Origin of the sequence: Plantactinospora sp. GCM10030261 (genome assembly GCF_042666615.1) — a bacterium.
Classification (GTDB): domain Bacteria; phylum Actinomycetota; class Actinomycetes; order Mycobacteriales; family Micromonosporaceae; genus KBS50.
The window spans coordinates 13,592-28,818 of the sequence record NZ_JBHTDD010000030.1; the positions used below are offsets into that span (position 1 = coordinate 13,592).

General features: G+C 69.2%; 14 protein-coding genes. 5 read left to right on the forward strand and 9 right to left on the reverse strand.

The window, feature by feature from the left end; genetic code table 11:
- Nucleotides 1-101: 101 nt before the first annotated feature.
- From ACFQUZ_RS26915 to ACFQUZ_RS26925, 3 genes are all read right to left on the reverse strand, one after another.
- The gene (locus ACFQUZ_RS26915; protein WP_377447091.1) at nucleotides 102-1,406 is read right to left on the reverse strand and encodes an MFS transporter; all 1,305 of its coding nucleotides are present in this window, start codon (nucleotides 1,404-1,406) and stop codon (nucleotides 102-104) included.
- Nucleotides 1,407-1,573: 167 nt separating this feature from the next.
- Nucleotides 1,574-2,575 (reverse strand): hypothetical protein, encoded by a 1,002-nt coding sequence (locus tag ACFQUZ_RS26920; RefSeq protein WP_377447093.1) that lies wholly within the window; start codon nucleotides 2,573-2,575, stop codon nucleotides 1,574-1,576.
- 282 nt (nucleotides 2,576-2,857) lie between these two features.
- Nucleotides 2,858-3,844 (reverse strand): hypothetical protein, encoded by a 987-nt coding sequence (locus tag ACFQUZ_RS26925; RefSeq protein WP_377447096.1) that lies wholly within the window; start codon nucleotides 3,842-3,844, stop codon nucleotides 2,858-2,860.
- 217 nt (nucleotides 3,845-4,061) lie between these two features.
- Between ACFQUZ_RS26925 and ACFQUZ_RS26930 the strand changes: the two genes are divergently transcribed.
- Complete coding sequence (locus ACFQUZ_RS26930; protein WP_377447099.1) at nucleotides 4,062-4,400, forward strand: hypothetical protein; 339 nt, start codon at nucleotides 4,062-4,064, stop codon at nucleotides 4,398-4,400.
- A gap of 114 nt (nucleotides 4,401-4,514) precedes the next feature.
- On the opposite strand, the gene ACFQUZ_RS26935 is transcribed toward ACFQUZ_RS26930, so the two are convergent.
- Nucleotides 4,515-5,540, reverse strand: coding sequence for a hypothetical protein (locus ACFQUZ_RS26935; protein ID WP_377447102.1), 1,026 nt, complete (start codon nucleotides 5,538-5,540; stop codon nucleotides 4,515-4,517).
- 101 nt (nucleotides 5,541-5,641) lie between these two features.
- On the opposite strand from ACFQUZ_RS26935, the gene ACFQUZ_RS26940 reads away from it, so the two are divergent.
- The 4 genes from ACFQUZ_RS26940 to ACFQUZ_RS26955 all read left to right on the forward strand — a co-directional run bounded on the left by ACFQUZ_RS26940 (nucleotide 5,642) and on the right by ACFQUZ_RS26955 (nucleotide 9,781).
- Complete coding sequence (locus ACFQUZ_RS26940) at nucleotides 5,642-6,298, forward strand: TetR/AcrR family transcriptional regulator (RefSeq protein WP_377447104.1); 657 nt, start codon at nucleotides 5,642-5,644, stop codon at nucleotides 6,296-6,298.
- Between the two features lie 251 nt (nucleotides 6,299-6,549).
- Nucleotides 6,550-7,620, forward strand: coding sequence for a winged helix DNA-binding domain-containing protein (locus ACFQUZ_RS26945; protein ID WP_377447220.1), 1,071 nt, complete (start codon nucleotides 6,550-6,552; stop codon nucleotides 7,618-7,620).
- A 155-nt stretch (nucleotides 7,621-7,775) separates the two neighbouring features.
- The gene (locus tag ACFQUZ_RS26950) at nucleotides 7,776-9,047 is read left to right on the forward strand and encodes an IS701 family transposase (protein ID WP_377447106.1); all 1,272 of its coding nucleotides are present in this window, start codon (nucleotides 7,776-7,778) and stop codon (nucleotides 9,045-9,047) included.
- A gap of 473 nt (nucleotides 9,048-9,520) precedes the next feature.
- A complete protein-coding gene (locus ACFQUZ_RS26955) occupies nucleotides 9,521-9,781 on the forward strand; it encodes a hypothetical protein (RefSeq protein ID WP_377447109.1) in 261 nt (86 codons plus the stop codon).
- Nucleotides 9,782-9,826: 45 nt separating this feature from the next.
- Here the strand turns inward: ACFQUZ_RS26955 and ACFQUZ_RS26960 are convergent, their stop codons facing one another.
- The 5 genes from ACFQUZ_RS26960 to ACFQUZ_RS26980 form a co-directional block, all read right to left on the reverse strand.
- Complete coding sequence (locus tag ACFQUZ_RS26960; RefSeq protein WP_377447112.1) at nucleotides 9,827-10,558, reverse strand: DUF998 domain-containing protein; 732 nt, start codon at nucleotides 10,556-10,558, stop codon at nucleotides 9,827-9,829.
- Nucleotides 10,559-10,708: 150 nt separating this feature from the next.
- Nucleotides 10,709-11,917 carry an ABC transporter ATP-binding protein gene (locus ACFQUZ_RS26965; RefSeq protein ID WP_377447114.1) on the reverse strand — a complete coding sequence of 403 codons (1,209 nt, stop codon included), beginning with the start codon at nucleotides 11,915-11,917 and terminating at the stop codon, nucleotides 10,709-10,711.
- A 9-nt stretch (nucleotides 11,918-11,926) separates the two neighbouring features.
- The gene (locus ACFQUZ_RS26970; RefSeq protein WP_377447117.1) at nucleotides 11,927-12,763 is read right to left on the reverse strand and encodes a carbohydrate ABC transporter permease; all 837 of its coding nucleotides are present in this window, start codon (nucleotides 12,761-12,763) and stop codon (nucleotides 11,927-11,929) included.
- Nucleotides 12,760-13,746 (reverse strand): carbohydrate ABC transporter permease, encoded by a 987-nt coding sequence (locus tag ACFQUZ_RS26975; protein WP_377447120.1) that lies wholly within the window; start codon nucleotides 13,744-13,746, stop codon nucleotides 12,760-12,762. Before ACFQUZ_RS26975 ends, ACFQUZ_RS26970 begins: the two co-directional genes overlap by 4 nt.
- Nucleotides 13,743-15,032: an ABC transporter substrate-binding protein gene (locus tag ACFQUZ_RS26980; protein ID WP_377447123.1), complete on the reverse strand. Its 1,290-nt coding sequence runs from the start codon at nucleotides 15,030-15,032 to the stop codon at nucleotides 13,743-13,745. Before ACFQUZ_RS26980 ends, ACFQUZ_RS26975 begins: the two co-directional genes overlap by 4 nt.
- Between the last annotated feature and the right edge of the window lie 195 nt (nucleotides 15,033-15,227).

Sequence of the window (15,227 nt, forward strand, 5' to 3'; positions counted from 1 at the left end):
CATATCCATCCCGGCGCCATGATCGCCGGGAACTCGATCACAGTCCTCGAACGCCCGCCTCCGCCTCGCTGATTCCCCGGCCGCGAGTTGATCCTCGCGAATCAGCCGATCGGCTGACTGTCCTCCTGGCGGGGCCGGGCCGCCTCGCCCGGCCTCTGCCCCGGCCGCGCGGGCAGCAGCCGGCGCCGGCCCACGAACACGACTCCGGCCAGCCCTATCGCGCCCGCCGACGCCGCCAGCAGGCCAGCCTGGTAGTCGTACCCCTCGATCACCAGGCCGCCCAGCGCCTGCCCCCCGGCGTTCGCGCCGGCGATGGCCATCGTGAGCCAACCGAACGCCTCCGCCAGCCGGCGGGCCGGCACCAGACCGTCCAGCAGCGTGTTGTGCAGCGTGATCTGCGGGACGAGCGTCACGCCCGCCAGGACGACCGCGAGCGCCAGCGGAACCACGCCGGCGAGCAGGGTGGGGACCAGCAGGACGGCCCCGAGCACGGCGATGAGCACCGGCAGCCGGACGGTGCGCGACCGGGGCCACGGTCGTCGCTGGTAGACCAGGCCACCCACCATGGAACTGATCGACCACAGCGCCAGCAGCGGACTGACCATCTGCGGCGCCCCGTTGGCGTGCGTACCGGCGGTCACCGCGACCACCACGAACCCGATCGTGAGCCCGAACGCGGACGCCGCGACGAGCAGGATGGCCAGGCCACCGCGGTGGAACCCGCGGCCCGCACCCGGCTCGTCGGCCTCCCCACCGGCCGCGCCCGGCGCGTCGGCAGCGCCGTCCGGCGTGTCCGCGGCGACGGATCCGCTGCCCCGATGCGACCGGGCAACCCTGGTCAGGGCGAAGCCCACGGCGGTGACGGTGCCCGCCACCGCGGCCGCGACCAGGGCCGATCCGGGCCACAGCACGGTGGCGAGGAGGCCGGCCAGCGCCGGGCCCAGCAGCCAGCACATCTCGAAGCTGATCGCCTCATAGTTGTACGCCGCGTCGCGCTTCGGTCCGGCCGGGAGGAGGTGTGGCCACATGGAACGGGAGGCAACCTGCACCGTGGGCAGCATGGCGCACTGCGCGGCGACGAGGAGCGCCAGCGGCAGCAGCGGCAGCCCACGGGGAATCGAGACGATCACGGCCGCGCTCAGCACCGCGAACGGGCCGGCGAAGGCCAGCAGCGTACGGGTCGGCCCGTACCGGTCGATGAGCCGGCTCTGGGCGACGGTGCCCAACGCGACTCCGACGAGGCTGGCAGCCGAGATCGCGCCGGCGATGGCGTAGGAACCGCTCTCGGCCTCCACGTAGATCAGCAGGCTGAGGTTGACCATCGCGAAGGCCAACCGGCCGAACACCGACCACACGGCCATGGGTAGTGCCCCGGGCACGCTCAGCGCCGTCCTGACCGACCCCATCACCGTGTGCCTCCCCCGCGTTCCGCTGCGGGCAGCCTAGCTCCGGGGCCGCCCTGCCCAACTATCACCGTCGGGGCTTCCGCACCTTCAGAACCAGGGAAGGCGAGCGCGGCTGAGGCGACGGTCCGGGGTACGCGGTGGCTCCGCGTACCCCGGATTCGGTGTCGTCAGGCGGTCGGTGCGGGCACCCTACGGAGCTTGAACGGGATGTTCGGCGGCTGGCCGGTCTGCAGCCGCAGGATCTGTCCCTCGGCCACCCACAGCGAGGTGCCGGTCCGGACGACGGACGTCGGCTGGTCGAGCCAGGCGTGCTGGGTGACCGCCCCGGTCCGGACGTCGATGATGCTCAACGGGCCCGGGTTCTCGGTCACCAGCAGGCGGTTGGTGTCGAGCATCCGGATGCCGTCGGGGTTCTGCAACGGACGCGACACCGGGATCACCACGGCCGGCTTGGCCGAACCGTCGGCGGCGATGTCAACGCGGACCAGCCGGCCACCGCTGTAGTTGGTCGTGTAGATGCTGGACCGGCCGTCGTACGCGATGCCGTTGATCTGCAACCCGCCGGTCGGCTGGGTGAACGCCGGGTCGGCCGACCACACGCTCAGCGTGCCACCGACCGCCGAGTACCTGCTCGGCGTGGTGAGCTTCAGGATCCGGCCGGGCAGCGCCGGCGACACCGTGGGATCCACGGTGTCGGTGATGAACACATCGCCGCCCACCAGCGCGATGTCGGCACACACCCCGCGGTCGGGCAGCGTGTAGGTGGCGGTGAGAGCCTTGGTCTCCAGGTTGAACGCCCGCAGCACGGTCGGCGTCTGGAAGCTCAGGTCGATACCGCAGGTCCACAGCACGCCACGGGCGTCGTCGGCCATGATGCCGGCGGTGCCGATGTTGACGCCCGGTGGGACGAACTCCTCCGGGGTCGAGGAACGCGTGGGGTAGCGCACGACCGCCCCGGTGACGATGCTGGCGGCGTAGATGTCCCAGCCGGCCTCCCAGCTGGTGGCGGCGGTGATGCTCTCCGGGTAGAAGTCCAGGCTGGGAAGGACAAGGTAGTTCGGCGGCTGGGTCCCGGGGTCTGGCGCCTTCGCCACAGCCGGCGGGGTCACCGCCACCGTCGCGAGACCCAGGCTGAGCGCGGCGATGGCCGCACCCACGCGCTTGTTCATGCAGGCTCCTTGCGGTCGACCGCACGGGAGCATTCGGGCATGACACGGCCGCCGTGAGCACACCGACGACTCATCCCACCAGACGCCCCCGTGCGTCTACAGAAAGATGATCGATCTCCAGCCAAGCCGATCATCGATCCCCTGACAAGACCTTCATCCGTCGAGTGTGGATGCTCTCTTTTCGGCGAAATGGTTGCGCCGCAATGCGTTGACCCCATGAGCACCCATCACGGTGTCCCCGGGCGCCGAGCGAGTCGCTCCGCACCCGGGGCACCATGTCACCTACGCGGTCGGCTCCACCGGCAGTCGACGGATCTTGAACGGCAGGTTCGGCGCCTGGCCGGTCTGCAGCCGCAGGATCTGTCCCTCGGCGACCCACAACCGGTCACCGGTGCGGACGACGGACGACGGCTGGTCGACGGTGGCGTAGTCCGTGACCGCACCGGTGCGCACGTCGACGACCGTCACCGGGCCCGCGTTCTCGGTGATGACCAGTCGGCGGGAGTCGAGCATTCGGATGCCGTCGGGGTTCTGCAACGGACGCGACACCGGAATCACCACGGCCGGCTTGGCCGAACCGTCGGCGGCGATGTCAACGCGGACCAGCCGGCCACCGCTGTAGTTGGTCGTGTAGATGCTCGACCCACCGTCGTACGCGATGCCGTTGATCTGCAACCCGCCGGTCGGCTGGGTGAACGCCGGGTCGGCCGACCACACGCTCAGCGTGCCACCGACCGCCGAGTACCTGCTCGGCGTGGTGAGCTTCAGGATCCGGCCGGGCAGCGCCGGCGACACCGTGGGATCCACGGTGTCGGTGATGAACACGTCCCCGCGCACCAGCGCGATGTCGGCACACACCCCACGGTCGGGCACCGTGTACGTCGCGACGATCGCCTTGGTGGTGAGGCTGAACGCCCGCAGCACCGTCGGCGTCTGGAAGCTCAGGTCGATGCCACAGGTCCACAGGACGCCACGGGCGTCGTCGACCATGATGCCCGCGGTGCCGATGTTGACCCCGGCCGGGACGAACTCCTCCGCCTGCCAGGCGCCGTGCCGGAAGCGCACCACGGCCCCGGTGACGATGCTGGCGGCGTAGATGTCCCAACCGGCGGAAGCGGTGACGCTCTCCGGGTAGAAGTTGTCCCCTGGGATGACCAGGGCGGAAGGAGGGTTCCCGGGAACGGGCGACGCCGACGCCGGCGGGGTCCCCGCCACCATCGCGAGACCCAGGCTGAGCGCGGCGAGTACCGCGCCCACGCGCTTGTTCATGCAGGCTCCTTGCGGTCGGCCGCACGGGAGCGACAGGTGACGGCAGGGCACACGCGCCCACACCGACGCCTCGTCCAGCAGACGCCCCCGTGCGTCTACGGAAAAGATGGTCGATGTCCAGCCAAGCCGATCATCGATGCCCTGACAAGACCTTCTCCCGTCGAGTGTGGAGCGTCACCAAGACCTGATCCTTGGTCGGTTCAGTACGATCCGAGGCATGGATCTCAGTTCTCTCGCCTCAGTCTGGTCGTTGCGGGTTGTGGGACTATCCATCGGGCTCGTGCCGTACGCTGCGATTCTCCGATATGTCGGCTGGGGGCCGATCGGCAACGACAGCGTCGGCGAGTGGGCGTTCATTCTGGGATTCCTCGGATTCTGGCCAGCGCTGTTGACTGTCCCGCTCGCTCTCGTCCTCCTGCGCACCGGGCTGCGAGAGGTGGCCGTGGGACTGCTGGGCGCCGTGGTGGCGGCAGTTCTCCTGTGGGGACTGGCGCCCTGGGCCTACGCCTACGGCATAGCGCCGCCCGGAATCGATCACATCCCGCCACGAGTCTGACCGGCGCGAGGTCTGTAGCGAGTTCGGCGAAGACCACGTCCATCCACTCGGGCTCGGCTCTGCATTGCGCCGCAGCGCAGAGCCCAAACCGTGGTCACCATGCGCCCGGCCCCATCACCTCCGGTACCGCTGCGCCACTGCCGCGAAGGCGGCCTTGGGTTCCCACTCCATGTCGGGGTAGGTCTGCCCCCGGCGTCCTTCGAGGAGTTTGACGATGCCCAGGCTGGCCCGGTCCAGGTCGTCGCGGGGGTCGCCGTCCGGGCGATGCGGGTAGCCGGGCAAGGCGAACAGGAACACGAACGCGCTGTCCACACCCTCGGTGTCAAAGATCTCCAGGAGTTCGCTCAGATACGCGGCCTGGCCGGCCTCGTCACGCTCGTATATACCGTTCAGTCGTACCGGGGCCTTGGTCTGCGGGTCGTGCTCGACCACTTCCAGTACGCGCCCGCCGCGGTCTCCCGCGCCGCGGTATGCCGCGGTGCCGAACCCGGTGATGGCGAGCGGCTTCGGGCCTCGGGCCAGGGTGCGCACCGCCTCCCGGAACCGGTCGGCGACCTCGGCGGAGCGGATCAGCTCGAACGTCACAATGTCGAAGGGAGTCCAGTCGACCTGCTCGAACTGGATGGACGCGTAGGTGAGCTTGCCCTGGAAGCGCTCGCGGATTGTGGCCACGGCGTCGCGGAGGAACGCGTTGATGCGCACGCCGAGTTCGCCCATCGCTTCGGCCCGCCGCTCGGGTTGGCTCATCAGCCGCTCGACCCGTTCCTCGGGGCCCTCGCCGGGCAGGAACCCGCGGTTCATCACGCTCAGCTCGACCCCTGCGACGAACACGACTGTGGCCCCCTGCTGCCGGAGCCGCTCCGCTCGCTCGGCGCAGTCGCGGAAGAGCGTGCGGATCTGCTCCGGATCCAGCTCCAGCGGATAGGGCGAGAACCAGACCTCCAGGCCGAGTTCGGCGGCGGCGCCGGCGGCCAGCTCCAGGCGGTCCGGGTCACCGCCGATGATCTGGACCGCGTTGCAGTGCAGGTCGTCGCGGATGATGGCGAGTTCCCGCCGGACCACCGCGGGGTCGAGGTGCTCGCGGGAGGTCTGGCCGTGCACAACGAACCCGGTGTCGTAGGTCATTCCGCGTGCTCGCATGGGACGTCCTCTCTGTCGGTCTCGGTCGGGCCGACCCTGACACAGAAAAGTGCGTGCGCGCAAATTTGCGTGCGCGCACCTATATGTGGAACGCTGACTCCGTGACGACACCACCACCCGGGCTGCGGGAGCGGAAGAAGCAGGCCACCCGCGAGGCACTACGCCAAGCGGCCCTGCGCCTGGCCGTCGAGCGCGGGCCGGACCAGGTACGGGTCGAGGACATCGCCGAGGCGGCCGGGGTCTCGCCGCGCACCTACAACAACTACTTCGCCAGCCGCGAGCAGGCGATCGTCTCCGCTGTCACGGCCGACCGGGAGGCGCGGATCGCGGCGGCGGTCGCGGCCTGGCCCGCAGAAGTACGCCTGGCCGACGCCGTCACCGAAGCAGTGGTCGAGCAGTACACGAACACCGGCGAGGGTGAACATGAGACGCTGCTGCTGATCACCACCCGGACCACCCTGCGCGACGCGTTCCTCGACAGCACCGCCGCCATCGAGCCCCCTCTCACGAAGGTGATCGCCGAACGCCTGGGTGATGCCGGAGCACACACAGCCCGTGTTCTCGCAGCGAGCGTGACCGCGGCGGTTCGCATCGCGTTGGAAAGCTGGCTCCGACCGACTGGGAACGCGGGGGCCATCGAGAGTTCCGGCACCGGAGGACTGGTCGTGCCCGCCGGCTCACTGCCCGACCAACTCCGCGTGGCGCTGGCCCCGCTCGCGCCCGCGTTCGACGCCGCCGAGCGACGAGCCCAGCCGTGAAGCCAACCCACCCGCTATGGCGGATCAACGACGGCACGTGACCGCCGGCTCCGATCCGGCCTACCGTCAGCCAGTGGGTCGCGCAACATCCAGCTCATGTCGACGGTGAACAGCGACGTGGTGGTCGGGGAGTGGAACCGCGTCAACCTGACCCGGCAGGCCGGCGTGATCTGAACGGCCCCGCCGGTGTCGGACCCCCGCCGTACCATCGCCGGGTGGACCTCTCCCCCGGCGACGCTCTCGCCCTGCGGATGGCGAGCCTGCTGCTGCGATCCGGTGTCGGCGCTCCGCCGTCGGACGTGGCCGGCGTCGTGGAGTGGTTCGGTGCCATGCAGGCCCAGGACATCAACAGCGGCCTGTGGTCACTGGGTGCCCGGCTGCCCGGGATGACGCAGGACGACGTGTGGGCTGCCCTGGAGCGGCGGGAGGCGATCCGCACCTGGCCGATGCGTGGCACCGTGCACTTCGTCCCGCCGCGCGACGCGCACTGGATGCTGGAGCTGACCGGCGTGCGGGCGTTGGCCGGTGCCGCGGCCCGCCGGGTCACCGTCGGCCTGACCGAGGAGTTGGCCGACAAGGCGGTGCGGGTGCTGGGCGCCGCGCTGGCCGGCGGCGGCCGATTCACCCGGGACGACTGCGTGGCCGCCCTCGCCGCCGCCGGCATCGAGCTGAGCGGACAGGCCCGCTACCACATCCTCTGGTACGCGAGCCAGAAGGGCGTGCTGTGCGTGGCCCCACACGTCGGCAAGGAGCAGACGTTCGTGCTGCTGGACGAGTGGGTGCCGCAGCCGCGTCGGCCGTCGCGCGACGAGGCCCTCGCGATCCTCGCGGTGCGCTACTTCCGTAGCCACGGGCCCACCACTCGGCAGGACTTCGCCGGCTGGACCGGTCTGCCGGCCGCCGACGCCAAGCGAGGCATCGCCGCCGCCGGGGACGCGCTGACCACGGTCCGGGTGGACGGCGTTGACATGGTGGTGGACCCGGTCCTGCTCGACGCCACCCCGGCCGCACTGGCCGACGACGAGGTTAGGGCGCTGCCCGGCTTCGACGAGTACCTGCTCGGCTTCAAGGACCGGTCCCTCATGGTCGACGCCGCGCACAAGCAGGCGATCGTCCCGGGCGGCAACGGAGTCTTCCAGTCCACTGTGGTCCGAACCGGTCGGGTGGTCGGCACCTGGAAACGCAGCACCGGCAAGACCCGGACCGTCGTCCGGGTGCTGCCCCTGGTCGCGCTGACCAGGAAGGATCGGGCCCGGGTGGAGGCGGCATTCGAACCGTACGCCCGGTTTATCGATCATCCGGTCGAGGTTCGCTGGCCCTAGTACGGCAGCCGCCGATCGTGATCTGAGCTGGAGACCCCCGGAAACAGGTCCGGCCACCGCATGATCGTCTGTGCGTTGTGGACACAACATCAGACCTTGCGGTGGCCGAGGGCCACAGCGTAGACGCTGTCCGGTGGCAGCAGATCAGCGACCTGATGATCGACTCGTTCGCGCACCGGTTTGCCCGTGTTGAGCCACGACGGGCTGCGGCCGGGTTTGTCACCGGCCTGTTGGCCGACCTGGAGGTCAAGACCTGCTGGCAGCTGGCCGAGCAGGCCGGACACACCCGGCCGGACAGGATGCAGCGGCTGCTGTACCGGGCGAAGTGGGATGCCGATGCCGTGCGTGACGACGTGCGGCAGGTCGTCGTCGACCGGCTCGGTGACCCCGATGGTGTCCTGGTCGTCGACGAGACGGGAGACCTGAAGAAGGGCGTGCACACTGTCGGCGTCCAACGGCAGTACACCGGAACCGCGGGGCGGATCGAGAACGCCCAGGTTGGGGTGTTCCTCGCCTACGCCAGCCTGCGCGGGCACACCCTGATCGACCGCCGTGTCTACCTGCCAGCGTCCTGGACCGGCGACCGTGACCGCTGCGACCGGGCTGGCGTCCCCGATGACGTCGCGTTCGCCACCCGCTCGGAGCTGGCCGCAGACATGATCACCGCCGCGGTGCAAGCGGAGGTACCAGCCCGGTGGGCGACCGCGGACGAGGCCTACGGCAACAACACCACACTCCGGTCCGAGCTACGCAAACTCGGTCTCGGCTATGTGCTGGCGGTCTCCCGCGACCACCTGCTGCCGCTGGATGGCGGCAAGACCCGGCGCCGGGCCGACCTGGTCGCCGCCGATCTGCCGGCCACTGCATGGACCCGGCGCAGCGCCGGCGCCGGGTCGAAAGGACCGCGCTACTACGACTGGGCCTGGCTCGCCGACGTGGGCGCTGACAGTGACCCGGACGACGGCGGCCGGCACAGCGTGCTGATCCGCCGTAACAACACCACCGGTGAACTGGCCTTCTACCGCTGCTGGGCGCCGGGCCCGGTCACCCTCGCCCAACTCGTGCGTATCGCAGGAATCCGATGGATCGTGGAGGAAGGTTTCCAAGCCGGAAAGGGTCAGGTCGGCCTCGACCAGCACCAGGTCCGCCGCTGGACTTCCTGGCATCGGTTCACCACCCTGGCCCTGGCCGCCCTCGCCATCCTCGCGATCTGCACCGCCGACACCGGCACCGCCGATGAGGCCGAACACCCCGACCTGATCCGACTGACCGTCAACGAGATCCGCCGCCTCATCAACATCTTCCTCATCCAGCCCACCCGCAGCATCGCCTACCGTTTGCGCTGGTCACGATGGCGACGCAGACACCAAGCGCGAGCGAGACGAGCGCACTACGCCCGTCGCCCCAACCTCGAACTCCAGCCATGATCACGAATGGCGGCTGCCGTACTAGGTTCCCGGCCGGCTCCGTAAGCGACATCGCACCCCTGTGCGGGCGCTGTCGAACCGCTCCTGCTGCTCCTGGCTCGACCCCGCATGCGGTATCCCCGACATCCATCCGTGCGCGGACTGATCTGACAGGACCCGCCCCGCGGGGCGGGCACCGCCAGGTGGTGGCGGAGGGCGATCCGGGTGGCCGGTTGCAGCACTCATGCAACATCGACCCTGTGGGTCGTGCAACATCGACACCATTTTTCGCGATTTCCCGACACATCGTCAATCTCGTGGCGGCCCACCCATTGCGCGCTTGGCGACATCTGTAGATGCTGTTTATGAACGGCCGTATCCCCAGTTCAGAGCCGTTTCAGACAAGCATTCACGATTGAGCGGGCGGTCATGAGAATTGCTGCGGAAAGTGCTTCTGAAACCGTATTGCCTCGACCCACGCGCGAGGCGCGCCGATGACCGGTGTGGTCGGTGAACATGTGCCGAACCGGCCGGAATGGGTGTGCCGCGCGTGCGGACTGGACTGGCCGTGTCCGGTGGCCCGCTCCCGGCTGACCGGAGAGTACCGCTGCGAACCGGTGTCGGTCGGCATGTACCTGTGCGCTCAGATGCACGACGCGATCGCCGACCTCGCCCCGCGCCGGGCTCCGCTCGTCACGCCGGCCGGCTTCCACGCCCGGTTCCTCGGCTGGGTTCGGGCCGATGGACTGCCCTGACCGCTGACCGCTGACCACCAGCCACGAGCCACGAGCCACGAGCTATCAGGTTGGTGGCCCCTGCCGCTGATCTGTTGTTCGGGCGGCGACCCTTCGGAGCCGGATGGTGCCGAGCAGTATCAGCAGGACGACCTCACCCAATGCCACTCCGCGTTCCAGGAGCCCCAGGAACGGCCGCAGCGGCGAGTCGGCGAGGTAGGCGGAGACGAACGGGACGAGGGCGACGAGGCAGACCGCGGCCACGACGGCCACCACCCGGGCGCCGCGGCTTCGGTGCCGAACGGCGACGAGCAGGGCACCGACCGGCAGGCTCAGCAGGGCGACCACGGAAGCCCACTTGTGGATTTCGCCCGTCACGGTGATCGGGGCGCCCACCGGATCGCGGGGGAACACGGTCAGCACCACCAGGCCGACACACCAGGCGGCGAAGCAGGCCGCGCCCAACGACGAGGCCCACGACGACACCGCCGGCCCGGCCGGCGACGGACCGGACGCCGCAGCCCCGGCCGACGACGGACCGGACGCGACCCTCGCCTGGATCCGCAGCAGCGGCCCCAGCAGGAACAGCGACGCGGCGGCCAGGGCCAGAACCGCCGCGTTGAACATCCACCCGCTTGTCGAGAGCGCGTAGTCGCTGATCGTGTCGGTGACCGGGCTGAGCCAGCCGACCAGCACGTGCAGCAGGGCGAACAGGACGAGCGCCAGCGTGGCGACGGCCAGGCCGACGTACCGGCCGAACCGTCCGGCGGCCCCCGCCACGGATCCGACGTCGGTCATCCGCTCTCCTCCCCTGCCGCCGCGCGGACCGTCGCACGGCCGTGCCTCCAGAGGTTCCCACCACGCGCTCGACCACACTCTCGATCCACGGACACCCCGAGGGGAGGGCCCCTTCCTGGCGTGCAGCGTGCGAAAGGGGCCCTTCCGTCGTCAGCCGGCGAGGGCGCCGGCGGAGCGACCCTCGTGCAGCGTGAGGTTACGACCGTCCTTGGGATCGAACAGGTGGATCTTCTCCAGGTTGAACCAGATGCGCCGGTTCTCCCCTTCCCGCACCGGCGACTCGGCCGACAGCCGGGTCACCAGGTTGGATCCGCCGCCGCCGAAGTCGTCGGCTCCGGCGTCGGCCGCCAACTCCTCCAACTCGGCGGAACTGGCCCGCTGCCCCTCGATCGTGAAGTAGACGTACTTGTCCGACCCCATCGACTCGACGATGTCCACCGGCGCCTCGAACTCGGCGCCGCGGGACCGGGCCTCGTCCTCCACCAGCTCCGCGTCCTCGAAGTGCTCCGGGCGGATGCCCAGGATCAGCTCGCGCGGCGCGTCGGCCGACTCCAGCTCGCCACGCAGCCGGTCGCCGATCGGCAGGTCACCGATCGCCGTCCGCAGTTTGCCCTCGGTCACCTCGGCGGTCAGGAAGTTCATTGACGGCGAGCCGATGAAACCGGCGACGAACAGGTTCATCGGGTGGTCGTACAGCTCCTGCGGCGGCCCGACCTGCTGCACCGCGCCGCCGCGCATGATCACCACGCGGTCGCCGAGGGTCATCGCCTCGGTCTGGTCGTGGGTGACGTAGACGGTGGTGGTGCCGAGTTGCTTCTGCAACCGGGACACCACGGTGCGCATCTGCACCCGCAGCTTGGCGTCCAGGTTGGACAACGGTTCGTCCATCAGGAACGCCTTCGGCTGCCGGACAATCGCCCGCCCCATGGCGACCCGCTGCCGCTGGCCACCGGAGAGGTTGGCCGGCTTGCGGTCCAGCAGCGAGGTCAACTCCAGCACCTTCGCCGCCTCGTCCACCTTCTGGTCGATTGTCGCCTTGTCCATCTTGGCCAGCCGGAGCGGGAAGGCCATGTTCTCCCGCACGGTCATGTTCGGGTACAACGCATATGACTGGAACACCATGGCGATGTCCCGGTCCCGCGGCGCCTTGTCGTTGACCTTCTCGCCGCCGATGCGCAGCTCCCCGGAGCTGATGTCCTCCAGCCCGGCGATCATGTTCAGCGTCGTCGACTTGCCGCAGCCCGACGGCCCGACCAGGATCACGAACTCGCCGTCGGCGATCTCCAGGTCCACGTCGCGCACCGCCGTGGTGCCGTCCGGGAACTTCTTGCTCACCTTGTCCAGCACGATGTCAGCCATGACTACCACCTATCCCTTGACTGCGCCGGAGGTCAGGCCCGACACGATGCGGCGCTGGAAGAACAACACGAACAGAATGATCGGTACGGTGATCACGACCGCGGCCGCGGAGACGGCCCCGGTGGGGTCCTCGAACTGCGACGCCCCGGTGAAGAAGGACAGCGCAGCCGGCACCGTGCGGGACCGCTCGGTCGAGGTCAGCGAGATGGCGAACAGGAAGTCGTTCCAGCAGAAGATGAAGACCAGGATGGCCGTGGTGAACACCCCGGGCGCGGCCAGCGGCGCGATCACCCGGCGGAACGCCTGGGCCTGGGTGGCCCCGTCCATCTTCGCCGCCTTCTCCAGGTCCCACGGGATCTGCTTGAAGAACGCCGACAGCGTGTAGATCGCCAGCGGCAGCGAGAACGTGATGTACGGCAGGATCAGGCCCGGCCAGGTGTCGAACAGGCCGAGTTGCCGCTCGATCTCGAACAGCGGCGACACCAGTGACACCTGCGGGAACATCGCGATCAGCAGGGAGACCCCGACCAGCAGCTTCTTGCCGGGGAAGTCCAGCCGGGAGATCGCGTACGCGGCCAGCATGCCGAGCACCACGGCGATCGTGGTGGCGATCAACGCGATGCCGATCGAGTTGATCAGCGCTCGGACGAACTGGTCGGTGGAGAAAATCGTCCGGTAGTTCTCCAGCGTCCACTGCCGGGGGATGAAGTTGCCGTCGGTGATCGCCGACTCCGGCTTGAACGACAACGACGCGATCCACAGCACGGGAATCAGCGCGAAGACGACCACGACTAGGTCGAGCAGTCCCCAGCGCACCTTGGCCCGGGTGGTGGTGTCGGCGCTCACCGGCGTCCTCCCTCGTCGTCGCTGCCCGGGGCAGCGGTGCCGAACAGCTTCACGAAGATGAACGCGATGATCGCCACAGTGATGAAGATCAACACAGACATCGTCGACCCGATGCCAAGGTTGAGCCCCCGGATCAGGTTGTTGTACGCGATCATCGACACCGACGAGGTGTCGTTGGCGCCCGAGGTCAACACGTAGATGTTGTCGAAGACCCGGAACGCGTCAAGCGTCCGGAACAGCAGCGCCACCAGGATTGCCGGCTTCATCACCGGCAGCATCACCTTGACGAACCGCTGCCACGCCGTGGCACCGTCCATCGAGGCGGCCTTGAGCAGATCCTCCGGCACCAGCGCCAGGCCGGCCATCAGCAGCAGCGCCATGAACGGCGTGGTCTTCCAGATCTCCGCGAGCATGATGATGGCCAACGCGCTGGCCCGTTCGGTCAGCGGTGCGCCCTCGCCGAACAGGTTCGCCAGGTATCCGGTTCCGGGGGTCCAGGCGTACTTCCAGGAGAACGCGGCGACCACGGTCACGATGCCGTACGGGATCAGGGCCGAGGTGCGCACGAGGCCGCGTCCCACGATCGTCCGGTGCATGATCAGCGCGAGGCCCATGCCGAGCACCAGCTCGATGGCCACCGTGACCACCGTGATCAGCATGGTCACCCCGAACGCCGTCCACCAGAACTCGTTGCTCAGCACGGTGATGTAGTTGTCCAGCCCGATGAACTCCCGTTCGGCGGGGAACTTGAGGTCGAACCGCTGCAACGACAGCCAGACCGAATACAGGATCGGATAGGCGGTGACCGCCACCATCACCAACGCCGCCGGGGCGCACAGCAGCCAGCCCAACCGCCGCTCGGCCTTCTTGCCCTCGCTCAGTGGCGGCTTGCCGCCCCGACGCTGCCGGGGCACCTCACCACGCCGCTCGGCGGTCTCGTCGGCGGCGACATCGGAGCCCACCGCGGTATTGGCCGTGCTCATGGCAGCACCCCCTTGGAGTCGATCGCGTCCTGGACGGCTTCCCGCAGTTCCTTCACGGTCTGCTGGGGGTCGATCGCCGACGGCGGCGACAGCAACGCCGAGGTCACCGTCGAGATGTTCTGGTACGCCGGAGTGAGCGGACGCACCGCCGGCTCCTTCAACTCCTCAAGGATGGTGTCCTTCATCGGGTACGCCTCCGCCATCTCCGGATCGGCGTAGACGCTCTCGATGGTCGGCGGCACCCCGGAGTTGATCGCGGAGAACTTCTGGTTCTCGGCGTTGCGGATGCAGGCCGCCGCCTCGAACGCCTCCTCGGGATGCGGCGAGTAGGCGCTCACCGCCATGTTGATCCCCCCGATGGTGACCTTGCTCGGGGTGCCCTCCTCGACCCCCGGGTACCGCGCCCACTTGACCTTCTCGGCCAGCTCGGGCGCGCCCTCCTGGAGCGCCGGGTAGACGTACGGCCAGTTGATCTGGAAGGCGCCGTTACCGGACTGGAACTCCAGCCGGGTCGGGTCCTCGATGGCGTTGCTGAACGACGGCGAGGTCACGCCCGCGGTGGCGAACCACTGGAGCAGCTCCAGGGCCCGCACCGCCTCGTCACCGAGCGCCACCTGCTCGCCGTCCTCGCTGAGGATCCGGCCGCCGGCGCTCTCCACAAGCGTGTTGAACAGCACGACCAGGCCCTCGTACTGGGCGCCCATCGTGAGCACCTGGTGCGGCTGGCCCTGCGACTTGAGCTGCTGCGCCATCTCGATCATCTCGTCCCACGTCTTCGGTGGCTCCGGCACCAGGTCGGTGCGATACCACAGCAACTGGACGTTCGTGTTCTTCGGCGCGGCGTACAGCTTGTCCTCATACCGCGCGGTCCGCAGCGGACCCTCCAGGGTTCCCCGCTCGGCCTCCGCCTTGTTCTCGCCGGTCCACTCGCGGATCCACTCGGCGCCGGCGAACTCCTGGGTCCATGTGACGTCCAGGCCCAGCACATCCATCCCAGTGTCCTCGGCGGCGAGCCGCCGGACCATCTGCACCCGCTGCTCGTCGGCCTCCCGCGGCAGCACCCGGTAGGCGATCTGGTACCGCCCCTGAGCCTCCGCGTTGCAGGTATCGATCACCTTCTCCAGGTTCTGTTCCGGCGGGTAGTACAGGTTGATGGTCGGAACGCCGCTCTCACCGCCCGAACCGCACGCGGCAAGCCCGAAACCGGTCACCGCGGCGATCGTCGCCGCCGCGATCCGGGTCCTCGGCCGTCTCCGGTCGGGGCGTCCACCTTGTCGCTCACTCATGCCGCCACCTCATCGCGCCCTCCTCCCGGTCCCGGCCCCGGGGCTGGAGTACGCCCCGGCATGCGCCACCGGGCGGGAACGACGATCGATATGATCTCCGTACACCCGGTGGGATCTCCCCACTGCCCACCCGCCGCATCCGTGAAACCTACCCGCGGACCCTCCCTACCGACCATGTCTGCCCAGCTCAGAGCC

Bases quoted from the DNA above. Each gene is read 5' to 3' on its own strand.
- ACFQUZ_RS26935 (WP_377447102.1), bottom strand. From the start codon at position 5,540: ATGCGAGCACGCGGAATGACCTACGACACCGGGTTCGTTGTGCACGGC.
- ACFQUZ_RS26950 (WP_377447106.1), top strand. From the start codon at position 7,776: ATGATCGACTCGTTCGCGCACCGGTTTGCCCGTGTTGAGCCACGACGG.
- ACFQUZ_RS26975 (WP_377447120.1), bottom strand. From the start codon at position 13,746: ATGAGCACGGCCAATACCGCGGTGGGCTCCGATGTCGCCGCCGACGAG.
- ACFQUZ_RS26960 (WP_377447112.1), bottom strand. From the start codon at position 10,558: ATGACCGACGTCGGATCCGTGGCGGGGGCCGCCGGACGGTTCGGCCGG.
- ACFQUZ_RS26915 (WP_377447091.1), bottom strand. From the start codon at position 1,406: ATGGGGTCGGTCAGGACGGCGCTGAGCGTGCCCGGGGCACTACCCATG.
- ACFQUZ_RS26945 (WP_377447220.1), top strand. From the start codon at position 6,550: ATGGCGAGCCTGCTGCTGCGATCCGGTGTCGGCGCTCCGCCGTCGGAC.
- ACFQUZ_RS26955 (WP_377447109.1), top strand. From the start codon at position 9,521: ATGACCGGTGTGGTCGGTGAACATGTGCCGAACCGGCCGGAATGGGTG.
- ACFQUZ_RS26965 (WP_377447114.1), bottom strand. From the start codon at position 11,917: ATGGCTGACATCGTGCTGGACAAGGTGAGCAAGAAGTTCCCGGACGGC.
- ACFQUZ_RS26980 (WP_377447123.1), bottom strand. From the start codon at position 15,032: ATGAGTGAGCGACAAGGTGGACGCCCCGACCGGAGACGGCCGAGGACC.
- ACFQUZ_RS26925 (WP_377447096.1), bottom strand. From the start codon at position 3,844: ATGAACAAGCGCGTGGGCGCGGTACTCGCCGCGCTCAGCCTGGGTCTC.
- ACFQUZ_RS26920 (WP_377447093.1), bottom strand. From the start codon at position 2,575: ATGAACAAGCGCGTGGGTGCGGCCATCGCCGCGCTCAGCCTGGGTCTC.
- ACFQUZ_RS26930 (WP_377447099.1), top strand. From the start codon at position 4,062: ATGGATCTCAGTTCTCTCGCCTCAGTCTGGTCGTTGCGGGTTGTGGGA.